Raw genomic sequence first — 23,892 nt, forward strand, 5'->3', positions numbered from 1 at the left:
AGAAAAAAGGCATTTATTTTCACTTTATTTATTAAGCACAACTTCCCCACTATTTACCCCCTAAGTTATCCACAAAATGACGCGTTATTGCCTAAAATACTGTCACTATAGATTTTATAGCGCCGAGTAAAGGCTACGGTAATACTCATCTGTTTCAAATAAGGTATGATGCGTACCTGAAGTCCTGATTTTCCCATGCTCTAAAATATGTACGGAGTCCATAATTGGCATAGCTGTTAATCGGTGACTTATCATCAGCAAGGTTTTGCCTTTGGCAAACGCAAACAATAAATGCAAAATATCTCGCTCTGTTCTCTTATCTAATCCTTCAGTCGGTTCATCCAGTAATAATAGTGGCGCATCTCTTAATAACACTCTAGCCACACCAATCCTTCTTTGCTCACCACCAGAAAGCTGTCTTCCTCCCTCACCTATCCATTGCTCGAGTCCATTACTGGTTTTATCTATCGATGTCACTAAGTGACCTAGCCCCACTTGATGCAATACTTGAGTTAACTGATCATCAAGATTATCTCGTTCGGGCTTTTTCATTTTGAGGAAGGAAACATTCATAGCTAGAAGCAAGTTATCTCTAAGTGTGCCACTTAATAAGTAAACACGTTGACTCATCACTGTCATGCTTTGCCGCAATTTCGACTCAGTAAAGTCATCAATATTTCGGCCATTGATTTGAATACTGCCTTCTCTTGCTAACCAATCCCTCGTGATCAGTGATAATAAACTGGATTTTCCACAACCCGTCTTCCCAAGTAACGCCACTTTGTCTCCCTTCTTAATAGAAAGGTTAATCCCCGATAGCACAGCTTGTTTATTCTCATAAGCAAAATGCAGATTTCGAATCTTCAATGCTTCCGGCACGCTTACATTACAGCTCTCACTGCGACTATCTTCGTGAAATACAATACTCGGTGTTTGATCCGTTAATTCACTGACTCGAGTTGCCGATGCAATACAACTTGATAAATGTTGAAATGCCCCCGCAATTGGCATCAGCATTTCAATCGTCGCCATGGTCATAAAAACAATCATGGCTAGCATTGGACCGGGAGGATTGTAGCTACCAACGCCAGACGCCGCTAAGTACATTAATAACACCAGTGTTCCACCATGTAGCATGATGAGTAAAGATTGACTTAGGGCGGTGATATTCGCCATTGTTTTTTGGCTGTTGTAAAACGTAAGCGCAACGGCTGCAAGTTGCTCACGATAGCGCGCTTGAGCACCAAATAATGTTAGCTCTGCCTGACCTTGAATATAATCTAATAGAATGGTGCGATACTGTCGCTTCATTTCAATGAGAGTACGGCCAGGTTTTTTGCCTAATTGATAAAAAAGAACGGGGATCACAAGCAGTATTATCAACAGCGTTCCAGATAATACCATTGCCAAATACACATCAAAAAACGATACAAAAACAAATAAACCTAAAAGCACACATAAAGAAGCAAAAATAGGCGTCACTAAGCGAAGGTATAAATGATCCAGTGTATCAATATCGGCAACTAAACGATTGAGTAAATCTCCACGCCTTATCCCTTGTAAGTCTTGGGCACTTAAGGGCAACAACTTCCCCCACGCCCAACACCTCAATTGGGTTAATAATTGAAACGTCGCCTGATGTGTCGCCAAGCGTTCACCATAGCGGCTGGCTGTGCGCGTAATCGAAAAAAAGCGCACACCTGCTGCGGGAGAAAAAAAATTAAATGCTTGAGCAGTCACTAAGCTTAAACCTGCTATGGCCGAGGCAGATAAAAACCATCCCGACAATGACAATAAACCAATACCGGCCAGTAAGGTCACGATACTCAGTAATAGTCCCACTGATAGCATCAACCACTGCTTTTTAAACATATAAAGGTAAGGTATTAATACTTTCATTGATTAACCCTCTTCCTTAGGACCATTTTGTCCTAAAGGACGTTTATCCGACATTTCATCAAAAGTGCGATCAGAAAACAGTGACGGCTCCATCGCTTCATTTAACATGTGACGAAATAAGCCATCGCAGCTTGCGATATCCTCAAAACGCCCCTCCTGTACCAACTTCCCTTCATCCAATACCAAAATACGATCTTTTTCTTTAAGCTGCTCTAAACGATGTGTCACCATGATGCTAGTTTTCAAGCGCATTGCCTTTGATAAGCTGAGCACGACCGATTGCTCACTATGGCTATCTAAACTGGCTGTCGGTTCATCTAATAAATACAAATCTGCGTTATGAGCTAAAGCACGAGCAAGGGCAATGCGCTGTGCTTGCCCAACTGAAACACCAGCCGATTGCTCTCCAACAGGATGATAAATACCTAATGTCAGAGGCGTGATAAAATCCATTGCCCTTGCTGCTTCTAATAAGGCGATAACGTGTGTGTCCGTTAAATCAGGGTTAGCCAAGGCCACATTGTCTCGTATGGTGCCATGAAATAATTGCGGTTCTTGGCCAAGCCACGTCAACCTCTTACGCCAATGCGTTAAATCAACACTCGACAACCCAATACCATTCACAAAAATGTCACCACGAAAAGGTAAAAAGCCCATGATTGCATTGAGCAGACTGGTTTTACCTGCCCCGCTTGGACCCACAATGGCAATATGCTCATTGGCTTTTAACTCAAAGCTTATTGGGCCTAATAATCGTTGACCGTCAAAGCTCATCACCTCTAAATCTTCTACTTTTATATCAACAAGCTCATTAATAAGCATAGAAGCAGTATTTGATGTATCACGTGTTACGCCAGCTGTTTTTATCGCCGTACTCGATTTTTCATCTTGATTGACTGATGATGTTTGCTCTTCATATAACAATAAGGCTTGTAATGCTTCTGCGGCGCCAATGGCTTGTGCCTTGGCATGATAATGTGCCCCTAAATCTCTGAGCGGCTGAAAAAATTCAGGGGCTAAAATCAACACAAAGAAACCCGTAAATAACGTCACTGGTGTGCCGTAATTGCCAAAGTTCAAATGGCCTAAATAACTAAACCCAAAATAAACCGCCAATACCGCAATAGACACGGCAGCAAAAAACTCTAATACCGCCGAGCTTAAAAATGCCATCCTTAGCACAGACATAGTCCGCTCTCTAAACTCATTCGAGGCTTTTTCTATGGCTTTTGCCTCCTCCTCTCCTCGATAAAACAACTTAATAGTACTCAGCCCTTTTAAGCGATCCATAAAATGACCGCTTAATCTTGATAACGCCGTGAAATTTTTTCGATTCGCGTCCGCCGCCCCCATCCCCACTAAAATCATAAATAAAGGGATTAAAGGTGCCGTTAATGCCAATACAAGGCCTGCAGCCCAATTCATCGGAAAAACGATCACCAAAATCATAAGAGGAATAAAGCCTGCTAGCATCATCTGCGGTAGATACTTGGCATAAAAATCATGTAAGTCTTCAACTTGCTCTAAAACAAGCGTGGCCCAACTGCCCGCAGGTTTACCTTTAATAAACACAGGACCAAGCGTTGAAAGCTTATTGAGCACCGCATCTCTTATATGCTGCCTAAGGCGAAGACCCGCCATAAAGCTAACCCGCTCTCGAGCATAAGCAAGCAAGGCTCTCAGCACAATAATCGCGATAAACCCAACAAACTCGGCTGTAAAGGCAGACGTTGGCATATTAAGAATAATCAGCCCATGTAAACATTTAGCCAACAACCAAGCCTGAATAATTAATGCCCCTCCTGTTAAGGCGCCCAATAACATACTCAAAGATAAATAGTGCCCACAGGCTTTTTTATGTGACTTTAACCACTGGAGTAAGACTGTTTCTTGAGATTTATCCATGGGGCTCCAAATTACGGATGATGCGTTAATACAAGGCTGAACTTGAGTATCCCAAGCATTCACATTAGAAGATACTTAAGCAGAAAAAAATGCTACACGGCGCACAAAACAGCCATGATGAAATAAATATTTGCAATAATAATGTAAGGATTCATGCGATAAAGCAGCAAAATATTAACCTTAATGAGTCAATATCCGCCTCCTACTTTCATCACTTCTTTTCCTATTTTAACGGAATACAGCCAAGTTCAATACTAATGGCACACCTAACCATGATGCATATTCAGTATGGTCTTGGAAATCTTTCCCTGTATCGGCATGAATTAAAATTGATAAGCCTTGCCTATTTTTATTCAACCAATGAAGTAACTCGTCATATTCCACTTGAGTGAAAGCAAGCTGACAGCTCCATTTAGGGTGTGGTCCAACTAACTTTTGATGAATACGGCCTAATTTCAGATTAAACAAATTCGCTGCTTGCTGACATAATTGTGTCGCCAGTGGCAGGGTCGTTTCATCAAAGTAAACATGAGCATGGTAAAACTCATGGCTATTTTCCTGTAACAATGCATCTTTATGTACAAAAACATTTTTGTCGGTCATTTCATCGCCTTCTTTCTATTTCTAGTGCGTTTACTGATATAATCCACGCCATGAAAACACTTCTCGTTATAGGCTATGTTTGGCCCGAACCTAATTCCAGTGCTGCCGGATCTCGTATGTTGCAGCTTCTTAATACTTTTTTACTGCAAGGATACCTGATCACATATGCCAGTCCGGCTCAGGCCAGCGAACATGCCGTTGTTTTATCTGATTTAACGATTACTGCCACTCACATTGATGTCAATGACAGCAGCTTTGATGATTTTATCATTGAGCTTCAGCCTGATATTGTGCTGTTTGATCGTTTCATGATGGAGGAGCAATTTGCTTGGCGAGTTGAAAAACATTGTCCTCAAGCCTTGAGAGTGCTCGACACCGAAGATTTGCATTGCTTACGTTTCGCCAGACAAAAAATGGCAAAAGCCCAGGCTAAAACCGTCATACAAGCTGTCGATAATCATCATTTATACAGCGAACAGGCCAAACGTGAAATTGCCGCCATTTTACGCTGCGATCTCAGTATTATGATCAGCGAATATGAAATAAAGCTGTTGCAAGAACACTTCAATGTGCCAAAGTCTGTCTTAATTTATATTCCTTTCATGCTGCCCACTTTAAAGGATCCCACTTTTAACCCCTTTGAACAAAGAGCCCATTTTGTTTCGATTGGAAACTTCCGTCATGAACCCAATTGGGATGCCGTTTTATGTTTAAAGCAATACATATGGCCACTCATTCGCAAAAAGTTACCCCAAGCGCAACTCCATATTTACGGTGCTTATCCTCCTAAGAAAGCTACGCAACTCCATAATGAAAAGCAAGGTTTTCTAGTTAAAGGCTGGGTTGATGATGCAAAAGCCATGCTGAGCGATGCCAAGGTATTATTGTCTCCTCTCAGGTTCGGTGCAGGGCTAAAAGGGAAATTTATTGATGCCGCAGAGTGCGGCCTTCCCAGTGTGACAACATCTGTAGGCCGTGAAGGGTTATTTTTGAATGATAATCTTTTCAATGACAGTCTTGTTGATAACAGTCTGATTAATAATAGTGTAACCAATGACGCGCTGGGGGAAAACTCAGTAACATTATTAAGCCATGATGATTTTAATCATTTTGCAGAATTAGCCATCGAACTCTATTGCAACGAGACACTCTGGCATACACTGCAACAAAACGGGCCCAGTTGGCTCAATCAACGCTTTAATGAGTCCAAATATCAAAGCTTGCTGATTGCCCGTATTGATGAAATCAACGAAACATTAGCCAGTCACCGCCAAAATAATTTTATCGGTTCCATGTTATTGCACCACAGCATGAAAAGCACTCAGTATATGTCACAGTGGATTGAAGCAAAAAACAAACTCACAAACTAGCCCATTTTCACCGATAACAAAAAAGCCATTCGAGAGAATGGCTTTTTTGTTAATTACTGCACACGAGTCACTTGACCGCCTAAGCCTTTAAACTTATCTTCAATGTGCTCATAGCCTCGATCAAGATGATAAATGCGATCCACTGTCGTCACACCATCGGCCACCAAACCTGCAATGACAAGACTGGCTGACGCCCGTAAATCGGTGGCCATCACTTGGGCACCATTAAGTTTTTCGATCCCTTGAATAACGCAAGTATGTCCTTCAAGCTCCATATGAGCGCCCATACGAATAAGCTCTGGCACATGCATAAAGCGATTTTCAAAAATCGTTTCACTGATGGTGGCCGTCCCTTCAGCCAACACATTCAACACACAAAATTGCGCTTGCATATCGGTTGGAAATCCTGGGTAAGGCACGGTTTTAATATTCACCGCTTTTGGCCGTTTACCTTGCATATCCAACTCTATCCAGTCTTTACCTGTGGTGATCCTTGCGCCCGTATCTTCCAACTTTGCCAACACCGCTTCAAGGGTTGAAGGATCCGCATCTAAACAACGAATACGCCCACGTGTCACGGCCGCAGCAACTAAAAAGCTACCTGTTTCAATACGATCAGGCATCACTCTATATTCACAGCCTTGCAATGACTCAACACCTTCAATGCAAATGCTATCGCTGCCCGCACCTTCAATTTTGGCGCCCATTGCAATTAAACAATTAGCCAAATCGATGATCTCAGGCTCACGTGCCGCATTTTCAATCACTGTCACGCCGTCAGCTAACGCTGCTGCCATGAGCAAGTTTTCAGTTGCGCCGACACTCACCATATCCATAAAGATATGCGCCCCTTTCAAGCGGCCATTAACGCGGGCTTTAATATAGCCTTCATCCACTTCAATGTGTGCGCCCATTTGTTCAAGGCCCTGTAAATGCAAATTGACAGGTCTTGCACCAATCGCACACCCACCAGGGAGTGACACATCCGCTTTACCAAAACGTGCCAGCAAAGGCCCTAAAATCAAAATCGACGCACGCATGGTTTTAACCAAATCATAAGGCGCACAAAACTCATTTAACGTTTTAGTGTCAATACACACTCGCCCAGAGCTCGACTGCGTAACCTTAGCACCAAGACAACGTAATAATTCACAACTGGTATTCACATCACGCAAATTAGGCACATTTGACACAATAAAATCAGTTTCGGCCAAGACACCCGCCATCAAGATGGGTAAAGCCGCATTTTTTGCGCCAGAGATCACAACGCTACCCGCCAATGCTGGACTGGCAGTAATTTCTAATTTATCCACAATGATTCTCTAACTTGGCATATTGAATACTTTTTCACGCTTCCATTGCGCAATAGTAAAAGCATTGATTGTTATAGCGTGTAACTCACCACTGGTAATATGGCCCATCAATGGCCCATAAATTGTTTGCTGTTGCTTAACGCGGTTCATCCCATCAAAACAGTCACCCACGGCAATAATTTTGTAATGAGTTCCCTCTTGGCTAACATGCACTTCTTCTAAAGACAGAGCCTCAAGCAGTATACCTTCTATCTCTTTACATTCCATGGATCTCTTCACCTCAGATGACTTCTTTAAAAAAGAAGTCTTTTAAATCATATAATTGGATTAATTTTTTAACTTGGTCCGCAGGCGCTTTCAGGGTCAGTATTTGCCCTTGTTTAGCGCTAATACTCACTAATTCAAAGATAAAAGCCATACCAGCACTGTCGCTAAATGCCAATTGACTTAAATCTAATACTTGCGTATTTGCCGCTAATAAAGTCGTTTTTTTCGGCCACAAGTCTATCACATCATTTTGATTCAAATGACCACTGATATGGCAAACCTCGCCTTGTTGAGTAAAAGTCGGCACTATTTGCTCTTCTCGCTAGATTGACTGGTGATAGATTGCTGTGCTTTTTCATTTAACGTTTCTATGACTTTATCAATCCCTTGTTGACGAATAAGATTACCAATTTCTGATTGTTTCGTTGATAATAAACTCACACCTTCAGCAACCATATCAAACGCTTTCCAAGTACCATCTTTCAAACGTCTTACTTTGAAAATCAATTTAATCGGCGGACGACCTTTCTCGATAACTTGTACATCAACACTGACCATTTTTTCATTAGCAAATTTTTCAGCGGGCGAAAATTGAATTTTTTGATCGGTATATTCAGTAAACGCTTGCGCATAAGTGGTGATCAAGTAATCAGTAAAAGCCTTCACAAAGTTATTGCGCTGCTCTTTCGTGCTGTCTCTTAAATACTGTCCCATGACCTTGTATGATGCATATTTAGAGTCAATATAAGGCATCAAATCATCTTGAATAATCACTTTTAAGTAATTAGGGTCGGCTTTAATTTTTGCTTGCTGTTTATGAAAGCTGGCAAAGGTTTTATTCGCCGCTCCTTCAATCATTAAATAAGGATTTTTAGTATCAATAACAATACTACTAGGATCAGCTACCTTCTTACTCGCTTCAGGATTTGCCTGTTGACTCGCTGAAGATTTCTCTGCATTCACAGTCGTATCTTGGGCAAAAACATTGGCACTCGACCCTAATAAAATAACCGTAACAGCACTGGCTAATAGTTTTTTCAACATAATTTCAACTCCGTTTATTTGCCTTTAGAAGACATGCTATATAACAGTTGACCAATTAAATCTTCAAGAATTAACGCAGACTGCGTGTCGTCAATACTGTCACCATTTTTCAACATCGACACATCATCATCGACAAATCCAGGTTTTAAACCAAGAAACTGCTCGCCCAACAGGCCTGACGTTAAAATAGCTAAGCTACTGGTATCAGGAAAAGAAGAATATTGCTTATCCATTGCCATGGTCACAACAGGTTCAAGTTTCACCGGATCAAGCTTAATCGCGGTCACACGCCCGACAACAACCCCACCCACTTTAACTGGAGAGCGCACTTTTAACCCGCCAACATTACCGAATTTGGCATACAAGGTATAGGTACTATCACCTCTGCTCACTTGTACATTAGCCACATTAAAGACTAACACTAGAAACGCCGCCAACCCTGCCAACAAAAACAGCCCAACGAGTATTTCAATTTTCCGTGTCAACATACCTTTATTACCACTCTCACTTGCGATACCCAATGTATCTACATTTATCAATTAACGGTAACCTTTACTCATGATCACCGCCGACTTTTGATGTGCCCATTAATTTATCATCTCATCATACTGTTAGACTAAAACTAAATAGACATATTCAATATATGTTCAGCTCAGATTCATCATTACTGGCCAAACATTAAAGTGGTCATTAAGAAATCTAATGCCAAAATGGCTAAGCTAGACTGAACCACTGTTTGTGTTGTCGCTTTACTGATCCCTTCAGGATTAGGAATAACATGATAGCCACGATACAGCGCTATCCAAGTCACTACTACGGCAAATACGACACTTTTAATTAAACAATTAACAATATCTTTTCGCCATTCAACTGATGCTTGTAAAATCGACCAAAAACTTCCTGAATCTATCCCTTTCCAATCGACGCCCACTACATGGCCACCATAAATCCCCACAGCGCTAAACATGAGTGCCAAAAGAGGTAAACTGATGACACCAGCCCAAAAGCGAGGAGCAATGATTTGCCGTAAAGGATCGATAGCCATCATCTCTAAACTGGATAATTGTTCCGTACTTTTCATCAAGCCAATTTCAGCAGTCAATGCCGATCCCGCACGCCCTGCAAATAATAGCGCCGTGACCACAGGTCCTAGCTCTCGCAATAAACTTAAGGCAACCATAGGCCCTAAACTTTGCTCAGCACCATAACCTACTAAAATAGTATAGCCTTGAAGCGCTAGTACCATTCCGATGAATAGGCCCGAGACTAAAATAATCACCATGGATTGCACACCCACCACATAAAGCTGCTTTATCAGCAAAGGGGTGCCTTTTTTCACACGAGGTACTCTCACCACTGCACGATAAAGCATAATGCCGGCACGACCCATGCCCATAACATTATCAATCGCCCAGCGCCCAACGTTGGCGATTTTATCAATCACACTCATTCAACACCCATCCTTAAATTTACCTGCTATTTATCTATAGAAACGTCTATTTCAAACCCTGTAACAACTCTTGCTGATAATCTGCAGCGGGGTAATGAAAAGGCACGGGCCCATCAGGCGCACCTTGTATAAATTGTTTCAATTGTTCACTATCGGTATTACGCAGCGCTTCAGGTGTACCATGTGCAATAATGGTTTTATCCGCCATCACATAGACATAATCAGCAATACTTAATACTTCTTGTACATCATGTGAAACCACCACGGACGTTAGATTTAACGCATCTGACAACTCACGTATCAATTTTACCAATACACCCATTGAAATCGGATCTTGTCCCGCAAACGGTTCATCATACATCACCATCTCAGGCTCTAATGCAATCGCCCTCGCTAAAGCCGCACGACGCTGCATACCGCCTGATAATTCAGTGGGCATCTGTTTCGCCACGCCTCGAAGTCCTACCGCTTCAAGTTTCATCAACACAATGCGCTCGATTATCGGCTCGGCCAACCCCGAATGTTCCCGTAATGCAAAAGCGACATTATCAAAGACATTCATATCAGTAAAAAGTGCCCCACTTTGAAAAAGCATACTCATACGCTTTCGTATAGAAAATAGCTCCGCGCGGCTCGCTTTATGAATATCTAGACCATCAAACAACACTTGGCCTGAATCTGGGGTTAACTGCCCCCCCATTAATTTCAATAAGGTTGTCTTGCCAATCCCGCTGGGGCCCATGATGGCCGTCACTTTTCCTTTAGGGATCGATAAACTGACATCATCATAGATAACACGTTGTCCACGACTAAAGCCCAAATTTCGAATCTCAATGAGCGGTTTCTGCGTTTGAGTCATACTTAAATTCCGGCATTTATAAGATGAAATATCAGGTCTCCCTGACAAAAATAGAGTGATAAATTGTACGAAATTGATAAAATAGAAACAACATAATCTAGACTATCTTGCCTCAATACTTTCAATTTACGTCAAATCCAGCGAAAATGCTCGCCAATACTTCTAAAAATTATAATCAAATGCTATTTAATATTCTGATACTACTTGCAGGTCTTGCTACTTTGGTCTGGAGTGCTGACAAATTTGTTTATGGTGCCGCCGCATTTGCACGAAATTTTGGCTTACCGCCAATGCTTATCGGACTCACCATTGTCGCCATGGGAAGCTCTGCACCAGAGATGTTTGTTGCTGCAACCGCTTCAATCAATGGCATGACAGATATGGCCATCGGTAATGCATTAGGATCAAACATAGCAAATGTCACCCTAATTTTGGGTATCACAGCATTACTCGGCGCCATAGCAGTCCAGTCGCAAACCCTAAAGCGTGAAATACCTATGATGCTAGGCGCAACAGCAATCGCCGGTTATTTTTTACATGATGGCCATTTAAACAGAATGGAAGGCATGATGTTATTAGCAGTCTTTTTTATTCTTATTGGCTATCTCATTTGGCATGCCGTAAAAAATAAAGCTGACGATCCCCTAGCTAATCAACACAGTGATGAAATTCCAACAGACGTTCCCACCCCTAAAGCGGTATTATGGCTCATTGTCGGCTTAGTCTTGCTCCCCTTGTCTGCAGACTGGATGGTGCAAGGTGCCGTCGGTATCGCAAAAGCCTATCATTTATCAGATTTAGTGATTGGACTCACCATCATCGCTATCGGAACAAGTTTACCTGAACTCGCGGCCAGTGTTGCAGGTGTACTCAAAAAAGAAGATGATTTGGCCATTGGCAATATTGTCGGTTCAAACCTCTTCAATATTTTGGCAGTATTAGCACTTCCAGCACTTATTTCACCCGGAGCTGTCGATATTTCAGTCGCAAGTCGTGATTATTATATGGTGCTTGGAACCAGTAGCGCATTGGCCGTATTAATTTTATTAAGTGGGCGTGCAAGACAACTTAAACCTTGGCATGGGATTGCACTCCTAATAACCTTTATCCTATATCAAACAGCCCTTTTTCTGTCTTAATCGACATTCAAAGGCCTAGCAAGATTTTATAGAGAGATCAAAATGGTAGATGAAAGTAAATTACGCCAATGGGGCAAAAATGTTATTCAAATAGAACAACAAGCCCTTGAAAATCTTTATCAATATGTCGACTCTATTGAATTTGCCCAAGCTTGTCAGCTTATGTTTGATTGCAAAGGTAAAATCATTGTTATGGGCATGGGAAAGTCAGGGCATATCGGTAACAAGATCTCTGCCACTCTTGCCAGTACAGGCACACCTGCCTTTTTTGTCCATCCAGGAGAAGCCAGCCACGGTGATTTAGGGGTATTAGGCCAAAATGATGTCATTCTCGCCATCTCAAATTCAGGTGAATCGGATGAAATATTAACCTTATTGCCCGTTATCAAACGATTAGGCTTACCCTTAATCGCAGTCACGGGCAATCCCCATTCTAACATGGCAAAATTATCCCAACTGCACTTATGCATTCAAGTGCCTGAAGAAGCGTGTCCGTTAGGGTTAGCCCCCACTTCAAGTACGACAGCAACGTTAGTGATGGGCGATGCCTTAGCCGTCGCCTTGCTACAAGCAAGGGGCTTTACCCAAGATGATTTTGCATTATCTCACCCAGGTGGTAGTTTAGGGCGTAAACTATTATTAAAAGTGAAAGATGTGATGCATCAGGGGGAACATTTACCTTCTGTCAGTCATCAGATTTGTATTTCAGAAGCCTTATATGAAATATCCAAAAAAGGACTCGGCATGACTGCCATTGTCGACGATAATCAAAATTTAGTGGGTATTTTTACCGATGGTGATTTGCGCCGCGTCATCGATGCAGAAGTCAATTTACGCACGACCCCAATAAACAATGTCATGACTAAAGGCTGTGTTACCGTTGATGAAAATATGCTGGCAGCACAAGCTTTAAAGCTCATGGATGAAGAAAATATTAATGGCTTGATTGTCATTAATGCTCAACAACAAGTTATCGGCGCACTTAATATGCTTGATATGGTCAAAGCAGGAGTTATATAACATGTCACATTCTGGATTTTATGGCCCTATTGAAGACAATACTTGGGAAAAAGCAAAAAACATCAAATTACTGATCTGTGATGTTGATGGCGTGTTTTCCGACGGACTCGTCTACATGAGCAACAGTGGTGAAGAATTGAAAACCTTCCACACACGAGATGGCTACGGGGTTCGTTCGTTACTCTCTGCGAATATTAATGTGGCCGTGATCACTGGCCGCCAATCACAAATTGTCGAAAACAGAATGACGGCTCTCGGTATTACTCAAATCTATCAAGGCATAGACGACAAATTGGTTCCTTATCGTGAGTTACTCGAACACTATCATGTCAACCCTGACGAAGTCGCATATATTGGAGATGATATGGTCGATCTAGCCGTAATGAAAGCCGTGGGGTTCTCAGTTTGTGTTGCAGACGGGCACCCCTATGTCAAACAACATGCAGATATGATCACGACACTCAAAGGTGGACATGGTGCATTACGTGAGCTGACCGATTTACTTTTACTGAGCCAAAATAAATTTGAAACGGCGCATGGAATGAGCATATGAGTCGTGTTAGCATCGCCATCATTCTTTTATTTAGTACTGCGCTGATTTTATATTGGCAGGTACAATCTAAGAAAGAAGATCAAGCACGCAACATTGATATCAGTCAGCGTCCAGATTATATCGTTGAGGATCTTTCTGGGATAGAATATAACAAGTTGGGGCAAATCAGTAGCCGTGTTTCTGCCAAGCACATGGAACATTTTGACAACACCAACATGACCTATTTCACTCAACCCGTTTATTTGATTTATCCTGACAATCGACAAGGGAAATGGCGTATACAAGCCAAAAAAGGCACCTTGAATAAAATCACAGGAAAAGTGACATTAGAAAATAATGTCATTATCGACTCCATGAGTCCAGATCAACCCTTAAGGACTGTTAAGACTGACTTTTTAGAGCTGGATCTCAACACCAAAATTATGACATCAAATAAGCACATCTATATTACTGGTGTCGATTTTACCATTGAAGGTAAAGGCCTTTATGCCGATCTCAACACGCAAACAGTCAAGCTGACCAGTCAAGTAGAAGGAAAATATGAAACTAAATAAACCCATTATTGCCACATTACTTTGCCTTGTTAGTATTCATAGCCTGGCCAAAGAAGGGGATTTAGAGCAAGAGGTAAAAATATCCGCTTCGAGTCAAGAAGCGGATATCAAAAATAATCAATTAATCTTTCATGGACCCGTTATTGTCACTCAAGGCAGTATTAAAATTAATGCAGCTGAATTACAAGCATTTTCTAAAGGTGATGACTCAGCCAAAACTCTCGTGGCAAGCGGCTCCCCGGCCACTTACTTTCAGATAATGGATGATGGCCGCCCAGCGCAAGCCAGCGCCAACGAAATTCACTACGAACTCTCTACGCGAACCTTAACTTTAATCGGTGAAGCCACTCTATCACAAGGTGGCAGCCGTGTTACCGGCAGCCGAATACGATACAATATAAAACAGCAAAAATTATTAGCGGAAAGTACAGGTAAAGGACAAGATAGAGTCATCACAGTGATCCAACCTGAAACGTACAAAAAATCAACACAAAACAATGTTACGACACCAACGGATCTGTTACCTTCAAAGGAAGGTGATACTGAAACACAGCTTCCAGTGCCTCAATCACAAAACAACATTAGAGAAAAAAAAGTAGATCAATCTATTGAAGAAACCCCCGTTCCTGAATCACAATCCTTAAGCCAAGAGAAAGCAACGGCTCCTGTCGATACAACAGCAAACAAAAAAATTAAGACGCTAGAAACGAAGTTATCTCAATTGACAAGTAAACGCGGAAAACTTGAAACACAGCTAACAGCATTAGCTGCCAGTAAAACCAATAAAGATATTTCATCATCTGAATTTGACTTCAAAAAAGTCAAGTTACAGGAACAATTAGATAAAATAACACCTCAACAGAAGCAACTAGAAAATCAACTTTCTGATCTCATGCCATCAACAAATCAATTGAAAGCCATATCTTCAGAAATCATGAATAAAACGTCAGACTTACAAGCATTAACTTCTCAGTTAACTTCATCTGAATCCAATACAACACAAAATATAGATACAGGCACATCGCCACAGAAGCAGGAAAAAGAATGACTTCGATTACACTAGAAGCTCGAAATTTGGCAAAAAGTTATAAGAATCGTGCTGTTGTTCAAAATGTGAGCCTAAAAGTCAATACTGGACAAATCGTGGGTTTACTCGGCCCAAATGGGGCGGGTAAAACAACCACTTTTTATATGGTCGTTGGTTTAGTACAAAGTGATAAAGGGCAAATATATCTTAATAATGAAGATCTCACGTCCAACCCTATGCACCTTAGAGCACGTAAAGGCATAGGTTATTTACCACAAGAAGCCAGTATTTTCCGTAAATTATCTGTCAGAGATAATATTATGGCCGTTTTACAAACCCGCTCTTCTTTAAGCCAAGAAGATAGAGAAGAACAATTGGAACATTTGCTTGAAGAGTTTCATATAACCCATATTCGCGACAGTCAAGGTATGGCTCTATCTGGTGGAGAACGCCGACGAGTCGAAATTGCTCGAGCCCTCGCCGCCAACCCTAAGTTTATTTTACTGGATGAACCCTTTGCTGGTGTTGATCCTATCTCAGTCATTGATATTAAAAAGATTATTGAGCATCTTAGAGACAGAGGACTAGGCGTGTTAATTACTGACCATAATGTGCGTGAAACACTAGATGTCTGTGAGCATGCCTATATTGTGAGTCGAGGTAATTTAATCGCTGAAGGCACACCTGCTGAAGTTTTAGACAATAAGCAAGTCAGGGAAGTGTACTTAGGCGAGCAATTCAAGTTATAGTGTGGATATTAATGAGTAAGTCATTAAAACGTATTAAAATAAAATTAAAACGGCGGGTAAAAGTTCCCACTCCATTTAATCATACTTAATATCGTATTATCCTAAGTTACGACTTGATAATAAAAACCATTGACCGTCTGATTGAGCTTGAGCTTCTTATCCAAGACGTATCATGCTCAATAAATTAGGATGATGACAAGTAGGGAATAGCGGTAACATGAAAGCATCACTTCAACTTAAAATGGGTCAACATTTAACAATGACCCCTCAGCTGCAGCAGGCAATACGCTTGTTGCAATTGTCATCATTAGAATTACAACAAGAGATCCAGCAAGCCCTAGAAAGCAACCCTTTGTTAGAGCTTGATGAAGGCCAAAATGATCTTAACTCCCTAGATAATGAACAAAAATCATTAACAGAAGATGATGCTTTTAACCAAGATACCGATCCTCAAACTTCACCAGAAAATGCCGCCATTGAAACCCCCGAAGCCCTGACTCAAGATTCCATGCCAGATGAACTCCCCATGGACACATCTTGGGATGAAGTTTACAGCGCCTCTTCAGGTAGCAGTCATTCCATTCGAGATGATATGCCTTTTCAAGGCGAAACCAGTGAAGGCCTATATGAGCATCTGGAGTGGCAGAAGAATTTAACCCCATTTTCAGATAATGATCTCGCCATTGCTACCGCCATTATTGATGCAATTGACGATCGTGGTTACCTCACACAAAGCTGTGAAGATATTTTAGAAGCCATGGGTAATGAAGAGATCGAAATCGATGAAGTCAATGCCGTATTAAAACGGATCCAACACTTCGACCCTATTGGTGTAGCCGCTAGAGATTTAGGGGAATGCTTATTGCTACAACTTGCTCAATTTTCTCCAGAGACTCCCCATATTGACAGCGCCAGATTACTTATAAAAGACTACTTAAATCTCATCGCAGGCCGTGATTTTCGCTTACTCATGCGAAAAACGAAGCTCAAAGAAAACGAATTAAAGCAAGCCATTAACTTAATACAAACCCTCAACCCTCGGCCAGGGTTATCCATTTCTCCCAATAAAGAAGAATACGTGATCCCTGATGTTTCTGTCACAAAAATCAAAGGCCGCTGGCATGTGGAACTAAACCCTGACAACATGCCAAAAATTAATGTTAATCAACAGTATGCCTCCATGGCTCGCAGCACAAAAAATCAAGCTGACGGACAATTTATTCGTGGTCATTTGCAAGAAGCTAAGTGGTTTATCAAAAGCTTAGAAAGCCGTAATGAAACCCTATTAAAGGTCACAAATTGCATTGTTAAATTTCAGCAAGGATTTTTCGAGTTTGGTGAGGAAGCCATGAAACCTATGGTGCTTAACGATATTGCAGAGGCCGTCGACATGCATGAATCTACCATATCACGTGTGACCACACAAAAGTATATGCATACTCCCAAAGGCATCTTTGAACTCAAGTATTTTTTCTCAAGCCATGTGGGCACAGACGATGGTGGAGAATGTTCATCCACTGCAATCCGCGCTTTTATTAAAAAGTTAGTCGCGAACGAAAATCAACAGAAGCCTTTAAGTGATAGTAAAATAGCCTTATTACTCGCCGAACAAGGCATCAAAGTGGCACGCAGAACCATAGCCAAGTATCGGGAAGCCATGTTAATTCCACCATCAAACCAAAGAAAGAGTTTATAAATAGACCAAATATCGTTCAGTTATTATCCATAATGTTTAAAATAACGGTGATTTGTATAAAAGTTGGTATATAGAGTAACTCTTTATCGTATACACTATGATTAAAAGTTACTCAAAAGCAATTGTTTTACAGATCAAATCGTAAGGCTAGCATGGAATAAATGAATTATAATAAGAAACACAGACAAAGCTTGAACAGTATTTCGATCAGATCCATAATGTGCGCCTTAGTTTCACCTGTATTTTTGCCAAAGATATTGAAATGACCTTTTCAGTTCATCTTTGGTTTTATATCTACCATAAAAGTACTCAATAAACTAAAATTAAAGCATACATCTTCTGAAGATAACAACTTTAGAATAACCAACAAACAATATGAAATTAAATAGTTAATGATGGAATTAAGCAGCATACTTAAACCAGAATGCACAACTTGTGCAACGCCTGGTAGCAAAAAAAAAGTACTGGAGCTCATTAGCGATATCGCTGCTGCACAGTACCCAGAGCTTTCTGCGCAAGAAATTTTTGAAAGTCTTCTCGCAAGAGAAAAAATGGGCAGCACAGGAATAGGCAATGGCATTGCTATCCCCCATGGCAGATTGAAGAGTATCACTCGACCTATCGCTGTGTTAATCAAATGTGAGGAACCCATTGCCTTTGAAGCAATTGACAAGCAACCCGTCGATATTCTATTTGCTTTATTAGTGCCCGCAGAGCAATGTGAGCAACATCTGCCAACCTTATCACTAATGGCCGAAAAGCTTAATGACAAAGCCATATTAAAGCAGCTGAGAAAAACCCAAGATGACGCAGAGCTTTATAAGGTGATCACGCAATGAAACTTGTCATGGTCTCTGGGCGTTCAGGATCAGGAAAATCCGTCGTTTTAAGGGTGCTTGAAGATCTTGGCTATTATTGTGTCGATAACCTCCCCCTTCCTATGGTCACCCCATTGCTAGAGCAACTTGCAGGTAGTACAGAACGCGTGGCCATCAGTGTCGACATTCGCAACATGCCCGCAGACGAAGCACAAATCAACGAACATTTGGGGAAATTACCCAGCGATATTGAACTGTGCAGCTTTTTCATTAATTCCAATGATAAAGTATTGCTAAAACGTTACAGTGAAACCCGCCGGCTGCACCCACTTTCGCGCAGTAAAGTATCACTATTAGAAGCCATTCAACTTGAACAGAAACTGCTCGAGCCACTATCTAAACGTTTTGATTATTATATTGATACTTCTACTCTCAATATTTATGCATTAAATGATAAAATTCGAGAAATTTTATTGGGCAGCACAAATAAAGAGTTGGTGATTAATTTTGAATCTTTTGGCTTTAAGTATGGCATGCCAAAAGAAGCAGACTTTCTATTTGATGTTCGATTCTTACCTAATCCTCACTGGAAGCCAGAATTAAGACCCATGACAGGTTTAGATGAACCTGTGCAAATCTTTCTTAATCAAGAAGCCTTAGTCAATAAACTAATCTGGCAAATAGAGAATTTATTACACACTTGGTTACCTCACTTAGAACGCAACAATCGCAGTTATCTCACCATTGCAATTGGCTGTACAGGCGGTCAACATCGCTCTGTTTATGTAGCGGAACAATTAGCGAGACGCTTTATGGGAGGGAAACATAAAGTACAAGCAAGGCATAGGGAGCTAAAGTAACTTATGTTGAAACTAACAAGAGAAATCACTATCTGTAACAAACTGGGGTTACATGCAAGAGCCGCAACAAAACTTGCAATTTTAGCCTCTGAATTTGATGCTGAAATCACCGTAATCCAAGACGATAAACACGCATCGGCCTCCAGCGTTTTAGGATTACTGATGTTAGAAAGTGGCATGGGGAAAACCGTTACACTTGTCGCCAAAGGCAAAGATGCAAAAGAAGCGCTCGATGCGGTATGTAAACTCATTAATGAAAAGTTTGACGAAGAGTCCTAGAACGCCGTCCTTGGCGATGACGAATTGAATCCCTTTACTTATAGCCCATGAATTATAAAGGACTCATTACAATTTCAACTCGTCTGTTTTGAGCCCGTCCAGCTTTAGTACTATTAGTCGCAATAGGATCCACTTCCCCCATGCCTTGTGAACTCAGACGACTAGACTTTATTTGTCTAGACATCAAATAATTAGAAACTTCACTGGCTCTCACCTGAGACAGACGTAAATTATACGATGCTGAACCGGAACTATCGGTATAGCCTAATACATTTAAACGTGTGTTATCATATTTTTTGGCAACGACCGCAACGCTATTAAGCACATTTCTCGCACCTTGACTTAAATTGGTTTGGTCAACGCCAAAAGTCACTGCATTAGGCATATTCAAGATAATATTCTCACCACTACGAGTGACACTCACACCGGTTGATTGCAGCTGCTTTCTTAGCTCAGCTTCTTGTACATCCATGTAATATCCAACACCACCACCGACAGCAGCACCAGAAGCAGCCCCAATAAGCGCACCTTTTCCACGATCACTCTTACTTGAAGAAGCCACACCTATCACCGTTCCCGCAATCGCGCCAATAACAGCACCAGTGGTTGCGTTAGCCGTCTCAGTTTCATTAGTATAAGGATTAACGGTTTGACAACCCGCCATCGCAACAACCACGCTCCCCATTAATATTGGGACAAAAATCCGCTTCACTACTCTTATCACTTTTTTTCCTCATTACGATACAAATAAGAAAACCACCAAAGTGTGATTAACTCGTAGGGGCTGTTGATCTTTCGTGGTTAAATTATGTCCGAATTAAACGTGTTTTAATCACGGCGTAGTGAGGGCTGCCTAGCCCTCTAAGCAAATTCACTACAACAAAGAGTAAAACACGTTTAGTGAATCCTACGGACAGTGTTTGTGGCACCTTTTTACTGCGTTATCGCTTATTTATGTAGAATCACTACACAGCATAAGCTCTGTCTTGTATAAAAGCACCACAAACTGCTGCAGAAATCATCACCAAAGATCAAAAGCCCCTAACCATCTTGATAAATTTGGCACTAGTATAACCACAAGTTATTTAAGAATGCTAACCCCTCTCATACTGAAAAATCGCACTATTAAGGTGCATTTGCACCATCTCATCCCTTAAATAAAAAAATACGCAAAGTTATTTTCTGTAAGTATCTGTAAATATTTATTAAATAAACGCGCTAAATTTGGCACGAATTATTCATATTATTTTGTAAACGTTAATGTAAACCCGAGAGGGAAACATGATGAATCGAGCGAAAGAGCACATTAAACGTTATTTTGACTATTGGTTATCACAGCCTCATGTGGGCTTCAGTCAATGGGATATCTATCAATCCGAGAGGAGATTATGATGAGAAATATAAAATACTGGCTCAAACGCTATCGTGAAAATTGGTTTTTTTTGTCTCACATCGGCATCAGTCAATGGGATGTGGAAAAATAAATACGCAACGTAATGAAAGATTTTCTTTTTACCTATACCCGTGATACTTCATAGCAAAGCCACTTCTCCCATTCGCCCCAAACGATTAGAGAAGTGGCTTTGCGCCTTTAAGTAGCCTTAGTATTTAATCTTTAATATGTCGATAGGTGATCCAAGTCGAACCACACCAATTCACCACTAATCCAGCCAAAACCCCCATTGCCAAGGATAAAATCGCAAAAATAATCGTTGCAGGTAAGAATTCACCTAAAAAGTAAAACACCCCTAGGTTAACTCCGGCTGCAAGACAAGAGATCAACAGTGCTATAGAAAACTGTGACCGCTTATTCAACTGGATACGATGACGAAAAGTAAAACATCGATTTCCCAACCAAGTTAATACTGTCGCCACGAAAAATGCCATCAATCTCGCTTTAAAAGCGGGAATACCTTCCCATTGATACAGCATGATAAAAATAGCCATGTCAATAAAAAAAACACTTCCCCCCACCAGCAAAAAACGAACAGATTCATGATTGATGCTCATGAGATATGCGACTAGTCTAGATATTAGCTTTTGCATAATAACAACACTTTCTCGTCAGTATTCGCTTGCCTTTGGCATTGATCAAATAATGTATTATTTTCTAATACATTATTCTTCACAACAATATAATAAGGCGTCTTAGGCAATACTGATGATGCCTGTTTAGGCTTCACAACCTTCACTTGTCCTTGGCTATAATACTCAGCAGAAAAAGGAGCTTTTCCCCAATAATAAGTGGGTAAAGAAAGAGTTCGTTGCGCTAATATCCATTTATCACTTTTCTCCTTAGTCGGTCCATCCCTCAAACCAACTAAGGTTACAAGAAGTAACACCGCCATACTTAATGCCACAGTCTTCAATCTCGGTACACCCAGTTCTGCCCAAGCCTTTGCAATCAATAAAGCCATAGCCGGCACGCCAGGTAATACATATGCAGGCAAAATATTGCCCGCTAACGTAAACAATAATAAAGGAGAAAGCATCCAGCAAAGTAAAAAAGCCGTCAGCCTATCGAACCCACTCTTACCTGTTTTATATAAATTATACAATGCCTTGGGTAAATAAAGACTCCACGGCAATGCAGCAACAGCAAAGTACACCCAAATGGTACCACGTATTCGGTCATGTGCGCTGCCGTATAAATCACCTTTCCAGCCACTATCAATGAAGCGGTCCCAATGCTCACCCACAATAAAATATCTTAAAAAACCAGGGGTTGCATGCTCAGCTGCAATATACCATGGTAAACATAGCACCAACATCAGTATAGTGCCTGATAATAATGGGGTGCGTTGCCAAACGAGTTTCCAAGGTTTAATAAAACCGTACTGCCAAAATAGCCAAACTCCAACACCTACAGCAAAAATAACTAAAGTCACTGGGCCTTTTGCCAACATACCGATAGCCAATCCCACAAATCCGACATAACCCCAAGCTATTTTGCCTTGCCAAGACAGGTAAAAACCTATCATCGCCAGTGTTATACCTAAGGTAAGCCCCATATCCGTCATCACGGCACCAGCACTGATGTAAAACACCACTGTGGATGTGAGTAAAATAACACTGCTCATCGCCGGAATTCGACAATATTTAGCAAATCGATAAATGAAATACAATACCGCAACTCCAGCAAGAAAGTGCGGTAATCTCAAAAAGAATTCATTATTTTCAAACACAAAAATAGACGCTGCACTCATCCAGGTCTGTAATGGTGGTTTCCCCCAAAAGGGGATCCCATAACTAAATTGAGGCGTTAACCAATTGCCTGTTTCAACCATTAACCTCGCCATTTCACCATAACGAGATTCTGTGGTATCCATTAATGGATACAAGCCTAATGTCACCAACCTGACAATCAATAAACCGAGTAGCACCAGCACAGATGAACACCATAATCCGCTTTTTTTCATTTCAGCGACTCCTGTTTATTCAATGCTTCATATTCAATAGAATCGTCGCGTTGAGCATTTTGCGCTTGATGTGATACCTCTTCGATTAAGTACAGCGGCCGCTGCTTAACTTCAACAAACACTCGACCTAAATATTCTCCAATTAACCCTAAGGCTAATAACTGAACCCCTGCAAGCCCCAATTGCACCACCATCATTGACGGATACCCTGCCACTGTTTCACCAAAGTATAGCGTCTTAGTGATCACCCAGATACCATAGGCAAATGAGCTCAAAGCCGTTAACACACCACACCAAGTCGCCAGCCTCAGAGGTTTAAAACTGAAAGCCGTGATCCCATCCATGGCCAAACCCAATAAATTGCCATAATTCCATTTTGTTTTTCCGACAAAACGGGGATCTCTATCGAATAATAAGGTCTTTTGTTTAAAACCTGGCCAACTAAATAATCCCTTCATGAATCGATTACGCTCTGGCATTCTATTTATACTATCAACGACCTGTCGGCTAATTAATCTAAAATCACCAACATTTTCAGGAATGTAAGAGTCAGACACCCAGTTCATCAAACGATAAAAACACTTGGCCGAAAATCGTTTAAACCAAGTTTCACCTAATCTTTTTTTGCGCTTCATATTCACTACATCATAGCCTTCTCGCCAAGAAGCTAACATTTCAGGAATAAGTTCAGGGGGATCTTGTAAATCAGCATCCATCATAATAATCGCTAGGCCTCGAGCTTGCTCAAGCCCTGCTGACATAGCAGCTTCTTTGCCAAAATTACGGCTCAGTTTAATGCATTGGCATTCACAATGAGCTAACGTTATGCTACAGACTTTGTCCCATGTTCTATCTGTGCTACCGTCATCAACAAAGACAATTTCAGCCTTGTCTTCAAGATTCAATAACACATTACCAATCCGAGTAACGAGTGATTCAACCATTTCTTCTTCATTGAACATAGGAATGATGATTGATAAACAAATATCATTGGTTTGAGAGGTGACTTGCGGTGAAAATGAAGGCATATTTATGTCCTTGCGCATCAATTATGTCCTCACTATGCAA

General features: G+C 41.1%; 24 protein-coding genes and 1 pseudogene. 11 read left to right on the forward strand and 14 right to left on the reverse strand.

Annotation, left to right across the window (positions count from 1 at the left end; all coding sequences use genetic code 11):
* Nucleotides 1–114 precede the first annotated feature (114 nt).
* The 3 genes from cydC to Q0779_RS14525 all read right to left on the reverse strand — a co-directional run bounded on the left by cydC (nt 115) and on the right by Q0779_RS14525 (nt 4,407).
* The gene (gene cydC / locus Q0779_RS14515) at nt 115–1,899 is read right to left on the reverse strand and encodes a cysteine/glutathione ABC transporter ATP-binding protein/permease CydC (protein ID WP_298773583.1); all 1,785 of its coding nucleotides are present in this window, start codon (nt 1,897–1,899) and stop codon (nt 115–117) included.
* 3 nt (nt 1,900–1,902) lie between these two features.
* Nucleotides 1,903–3,804: a cysteine/glutathione ABC transporter permease/ATP-binding protein CydD gene (gene cydD / locus Q0779_RS14520; RefSeq protein ID WP_298773584.1), complete on the reverse strand. Its 1,902-nt coding sequence runs from the start codon at nt 3,802–3,804 to the stop codon at nt 1,903–1,905.
* Nucleotides 3,805–4,032: 228 nt separating this feature from the next.
* Nucleotides 4,033–4,407: a DOPA 4,5-dioxygenase family protein gene (locus tag Q0779_RS14525; protein WP_298773585.1), complete on the reverse strand. Its 375-nt coding sequence runs from the start codon at nt 4,405–4,407 to the stop codon at nt 4,033–4,035.
* A 50-nt stretch (nt 4,408–4,457) separates the two neighbouring features.
* On the opposite strand from Q0779_RS14525, the gene Q0779_RS14530 reads away from it, so the two are divergent.
* Entirely contained in the window at nt 4,458–5,777 is a 1,320-nt protein-coding gene (locus tag Q0779_RS14530) for a glycosyltransferase family 4 protein (protein WP_298773587.1), read from the forward strand.
* A 53-nt stretch (nt 5,778–5,830) separates the two neighbouring features.
* Here the strand turns inward: Q0779_RS14530 and murA are convergent, their stop codons facing one another.
* From murA to mlaF, 7 genes are all read right to left on the reverse strand, one after another.
* Complete coding sequence (murA, locus tag Q0779_RS14535) at nt 5,831–7,090, reverse strand: UDP-N-acetylglucosamine 1-carboxyvinyltransferase (protein WP_298773589.1); 1,260 nt, start codon at nt 7,088–7,090, stop codon at nt 5,831–5,833.
* 9 nt (nt 7,091–7,099) lie between these two features.
* Nucleotides 7,100–7,357 carry a BolA family protein gene (locus Q0779_RS14540; protein WP_298773591.1) on the reverse strand — a complete coding sequence of 86 codons (258 nt, stop codon included), beginning with the start codon at nt 7,355–7,357 and terminating at the stop codon, nt 7,100–7,102.
* 13 nt (nt 7,358–7,370) lie between these two features.
* A complete protein-coding gene (locus Q0779_RS14545) occupies nt 7,371–7,664 on the reverse strand; it encodes an STAS domain-containing protein (protein WP_298773592.1) in 294 nt (97 codons plus the stop codon).
* Nucleotides 7,664–8,401, reverse strand: coding sequence for an ABC transporter substrate-binding protein (locus Q0779_RS14550; protein ID WP_298773594.1), 738 nt, complete (start codon nt 8,399–8,401; stop codon nt 7,664–7,666). Before Q0779_RS14550 ends, Q0779_RS14545 begins: the two co-directional genes overlap by 1 nt.
* Before the next feature lie 14 nt (nt 8,402–8,415).
* Nucleotides 8,416–8,889, reverse strand: coding sequence for an outer membrane lipid asymmetry maintenance protein MlaD (mlaD, locus tag Q0779_RS14555; RefSeq protein ID WP_298773698.1), 474 nt, complete (start codon nt 8,887–8,889; stop codon nt 8,416–8,418).
* 176 nt (nt 8,890–9,065) lie between these two features.
* Nucleotides 9,066–9,851, reverse strand: a complete 786-nt coding sequence (gene mlaE / locus Q0779_RS14560; protein WP_298773596.1) for a lipid asymmetry maintenance ABC transporter permease subunit MlaE — start codon at nt 9,849–9,851, stop codon at nt 9,066–9,068.
* Between the two features lie 46 nt (nt 9,852–9,897).
* Nucleotides 9,898–10,710, reverse strand: coding sequence for a phospholipid ABC transporter ATP-binding protein MlaF (gene mlaF / locus Q0779_RS14565; RefSeq protein ID WP_298773597.1), 813 nt, complete (start codon nt 10,708–10,710; stop codon nt 9,898–9,900).
* Nucleotides 10,711–10,889: 179 nt separating this feature from the next.
* Between mlaF and Q0779_RS14570 the strand changes: the two genes are divergently transcribed.
* The 10 genes and pseudogenes from Q0779_RS14570 to Q0779_RS14615 all read left to right on the forward strand — a co-directional run bounded on the left by Q0779_RS14570 (nt 10,890) and on the right by Q0779_RS14615 (nt 19,405).
* The gene (locus Q0779_RS14570; protein WP_298773598.1) at nt 10,890–11,849 is read left to right on the forward strand and encodes a calcium/sodium antiporter; all 960 of its coding nucleotides are present in this window, start codon (nt 10,890–10,892) and stop codon (nt 11,847–11,849) included.
* Nucleotides 11,850–11,891: 42 nt separating this feature from the next.
* On the forward strand, nt 11,892–12,869 hold the full coding sequence (locus Q0779_RS14575; RefSeq protein WP_298773599.1) for a KpsF/GutQ family sugar-phosphate isomerase: 978 nt from the start codon (nt 11,892–11,894) through the stop codon (nt 12,867–12,869).
* A 1-nt stretch (nt 12,870) separates the two neighbouring features.
* On the forward strand, nt 12,871–13,422 hold the full coding sequence (gene kdsC / locus Q0779_RS14580; RefSeq protein ID WP_298773600.1) for a 3-deoxy-manno-octulosonate-8-phosphatase KdsC: 552 nt from the start codon (nt 12,871–12,873) through the stop codon (nt 13,420–13,422).
* Nucleotides 13,419–13,976, forward strand: coding sequence for an LPS export ABC transporter periplasmic protein LptC (lptC, locus tag Q0779_RS14585; RefSeq protein WP_298773601.1), 558 nt, complete (start codon nt 13,419–13,421; stop codon nt 13,974–13,976). Before kdsC ends, lptC begins: the two co-directional genes overlap by 4 nt.
* A pseudogene (gene lptA / locus Q0779_RS14590) lies at nt 13,963–14,457 on the forward strand (lipopolysaccharide transport periplasmic protein LptA); the annotation flags it as partial. The gene lptC and the pseudogene lptA, both read left to right, overlap by 14 nt.
* A 563-nt stretch (nt 14,458–15,020) precedes the next feature.
* Nucleotides 15,021–15,752 (forward strand): LPS export ABC transporter ATP-binding protein, encoded by a 732-nt coding sequence (gene lptB, locus Q0779_RS14595; protein WP_298773602.1) that lies wholly within the window; start codon nt 15,021–15,023, stop codon nt 15,750–15,752.
* Between the two features lie 217 nt (nt 15,753–15,969).
* Nucleotides 15,970–17,448, forward strand: coding sequence for an RNA polymerase factor sigma-54 (locus tag Q0779_RS14600; protein ID WP_298773603.1), 1,479 nt, complete (start codon nt 15,970–15,972; stop codon nt 17,446–17,448).
* Between the two features lie 395 nt (nt 17,449–17,843).
* Nucleotides 17,844–18,287: a PTS IIA-like nitrogen regulatory protein PtsN gene (gene ptsN / locus Q0779_RS14605; RefSeq protein WP_298773700.1), complete on the forward strand. Its 444-nt coding sequence runs from the start codon at nt 17,844–17,846 to the stop codon at nt 18,285–18,287.
* Nucleotides 18,284–19,126, forward strand: a complete 843-nt coding sequence (rapZ, locus tag Q0779_RS14610; RefSeq protein ID WP_298773604.1) for an RNase adapter RapZ — start codon at nt 18,284–18,286, stop codon at nt 19,124–19,126. Before ptsN ends, rapZ begins: the two co-directional genes overlap by 4 nt.
* A gap of 3 nt (nt 19,127–19,129) precedes the next feature.
* Complete coding sequence (locus Q0779_RS14615; protein WP_298773605.1) at nt 19,130–19,405, forward strand: HPr family phosphocarrier protein; 276 nt, start codon at nt 19,130–19,132, stop codon at nt 19,403–19,405.
* 52 nt (nt 19,406–19,457) lie between these two features.
* Here the strand turns inward: Q0779_RS14615 and Q0779_RS14620 are convergent, their stop codons facing one another.
* The 4 genes from Q0779_RS14620 to Q0779_RS14635 all read right to left on the reverse strand — a co-directional run bounded on the left by Q0779_RS14620 (nt 19,458) and on the right by Q0779_RS14635 (nt 23,852).
* Nucleotides 19,458–20,090, reverse strand: coding sequence for an OmpA family protein (locus tag Q0779_RS14620; RefSeq protein ID WP_298773701.1), 633 nt, complete (start codon nt 20,088–20,090; stop codon nt 19,458–19,460).
* Between the two features lie 923 nt (nt 20,091–21,013).
* Nucleotides 21,014–21,415 (reverse strand): GtrA family protein, encoded by a 402-nt coding sequence (locus Q0779_RS14625; RefSeq protein WP_298773607.1) that lies wholly within the window; start codon nt 21,413–21,415, stop codon nt 21,014–21,016.
* A gap of 23 nt (nt 21,416–21,438) precedes the next feature.
* Nucleotides 21,439–22,824, reverse strand: coding sequence for a glycosyltransferase family 39 protein (locus tag Q0779_RS14630; protein ID WP_298773609.1), 1,386 nt, complete (start codon nt 22,822–22,824; stop codon nt 21,439–21,441).
* Nucleotides 22,821–23,852 carry a glycosyltransferase family 2 protein gene (locus Q0779_RS14635; RefSeq protein WP_298773611.1) on the reverse strand — a complete coding sequence of 344 codons (1,032 nt, stop codon included), beginning with the start codon at nt 23,850–23,852 and terminating at the stop codon, nt 22,821–22,823. Before Q0779_RS14635 ends, Q0779_RS14630 begins: the two co-directional genes overlap by 4 nt.
* Nucleotides 23,853–23,892 lie beyond the last annotated feature (40 nt).

The organism is uncultured Shewanella sp. (assembly GCF_947491715.1).
Taxonomy (GTDB): domain Bacteria; phylum Pseudomonadota; class Gammaproteobacteria; order Enterobacterales; family Shewanellaceae; genus Shewanella.

Excerpts from the sequence above, each read along its gene's own strand:
- cydC (WP_298773583.1), bottom strand. The coding sequence starts at position 1,899 with ATGAAAGTATTAATACCTTACCTTTATATGTTTAAAAAGCAGTGGTTG.
- cydD (WP_298773584.1), bottom strand. The coding sequence starts at position 3,804 with ATGGATAAATCTCAAGAAACAGTCTTACTCCAGTGGTTAAAGTCACAT.
- Q0779_RS14525 (WP_298773585.1), bottom strand. The coding sequence starts at position 4,407 with ATGACCGACAAAAATGTTTTTGTACATAAAGATGCATTGTTACAGGAA.
- Q0779_RS14530 (WP_298773587.1), top strand. The coding sequence starts at position 4,458 with ATGAAAACACTTCTCGTTATAGGCTATGTTTGGCCCGAACCTAATTCC.
- Q0779_RS14540 (WP_298773591.1), bottom strand. The coding sequence starts at position 7,357 with ATGGAATGTAAAGAGATAGAAGGTATACTGCTTGAGGCTCTGTCTTTA.
- Q0779_RS14550 (WP_298773594.1), bottom strand. The coding sequence starts at position 8,401 with ATGTTGAAAAAACTATTAGCCAGTGCTGTTACGGTTATTTTATTAGGG.
- mlaD (WP_298773698.1), bottom strand. The coding sequence starts at position 8,889 with ATGTTGACACGGAAAATTGAAATACTCGTTGGGCTGTTTTTGTTGGCA.
- mlaE (WP_298773596.1), bottom strand. The coding sequence starts at position 9,851 with ATGAGTGTGATTGATAAAATCGCCAACGTTGGGCGCTGGGCGATTGAT.
- mlaF (WP_298773597.1), bottom strand. The coding sequence starts at position 10,710 with ATGACTCAAACGCAGAAACCGCTCATTGAGATTCGAAATTTGGGCTTT.
- Q0779_RS14570 (WP_298773598.1), top strand. The coding sequence starts at position 10,890 with ATGCTATTTAATATTCTGATACTACTTGCAGGTCTTGCTACTTTGGTC.
- Q0779_RS14575 (WP_298773599.1), top strand. The coding sequence starts at position 11,892 with ATGGTAGATGAAAGTAAATTACGCCAATGGGGCAAAAATGTTATTCAA.
- kdsC (WP_298773600.1), top strand. The coding sequence starts at position 12,871 with ATGTCACATTCTGGATTTTATGGCCCTATTGAAGACAATACTTGGGAA.
- lptC (WP_298773601.1), top strand. The coding sequence starts at position 13,419 with ATGAGTCGTGTTAGCATCGCCATCATTCTTTTATTTAGTACTGCGCTG.
- lptB (WP_298773602.1), top strand. The coding sequence starts at position 15,021 with ATGACTTCGATTACACTAGAAGCTCGAAATTTGGCAAAAAGTTATAAG.
- Q0779_RS14600 (WP_298773603.1), top strand. The coding sequence starts at position 15,970 with ATGAAAGCATCACTTCAACTTAAAATGGGTCAACATTTAACAATGACC.
- ptsN (WP_298773700.1), top strand. The coding sequence starts at position 17,844 with ATGGAATTAAGCAGCATACTTAAACCAGAATGCACAACTTGTGCAACG.
- rapZ (WP_298773604.1), top strand. The coding sequence starts at position 18,284 with ATGAAACTTGTCATGGTCTCTGGGCGTTCAGGATCAGGAAAATCCGTC.
- Q0779_RS14615 (WP_298773605.1), top strand. The coding sequence starts at position 19,130 with ATGTTGAAACTAACAAGAGAAATCACTATCTGTAACAAACTGGGGTTA.
- Q0779_RS14620 (WP_298773701.1), bottom strand. The coding sequence starts at position 20,090 with ATGGGGAGCGTGGTTGTTGCGATGGCGGGTTGTCAAACCGTTAATCCT.
- Q0779_RS14625 (WP_298773607.1), bottom strand. The coding sequence starts at position 21,415 with ATGAGCATCAATCATGAATCTGTTCGTTTTTTGCTGGTGGGGGGAAGT.
- Q0779_RS14630 (WP_298773609.1), bottom strand. The coding sequence starts at position 22,824 with ATGAAAAAAAGCGGATTATGGTGTTCATCTGTGCTGGTGCTACTCGGT.
- Q0779_RS14635 (WP_298773611.1), bottom strand. The coding sequence starts at position 23,852 with ATGCCTTCATTTTCACCGCAAGTCACCTCTCAAACCAATGATATTTGT.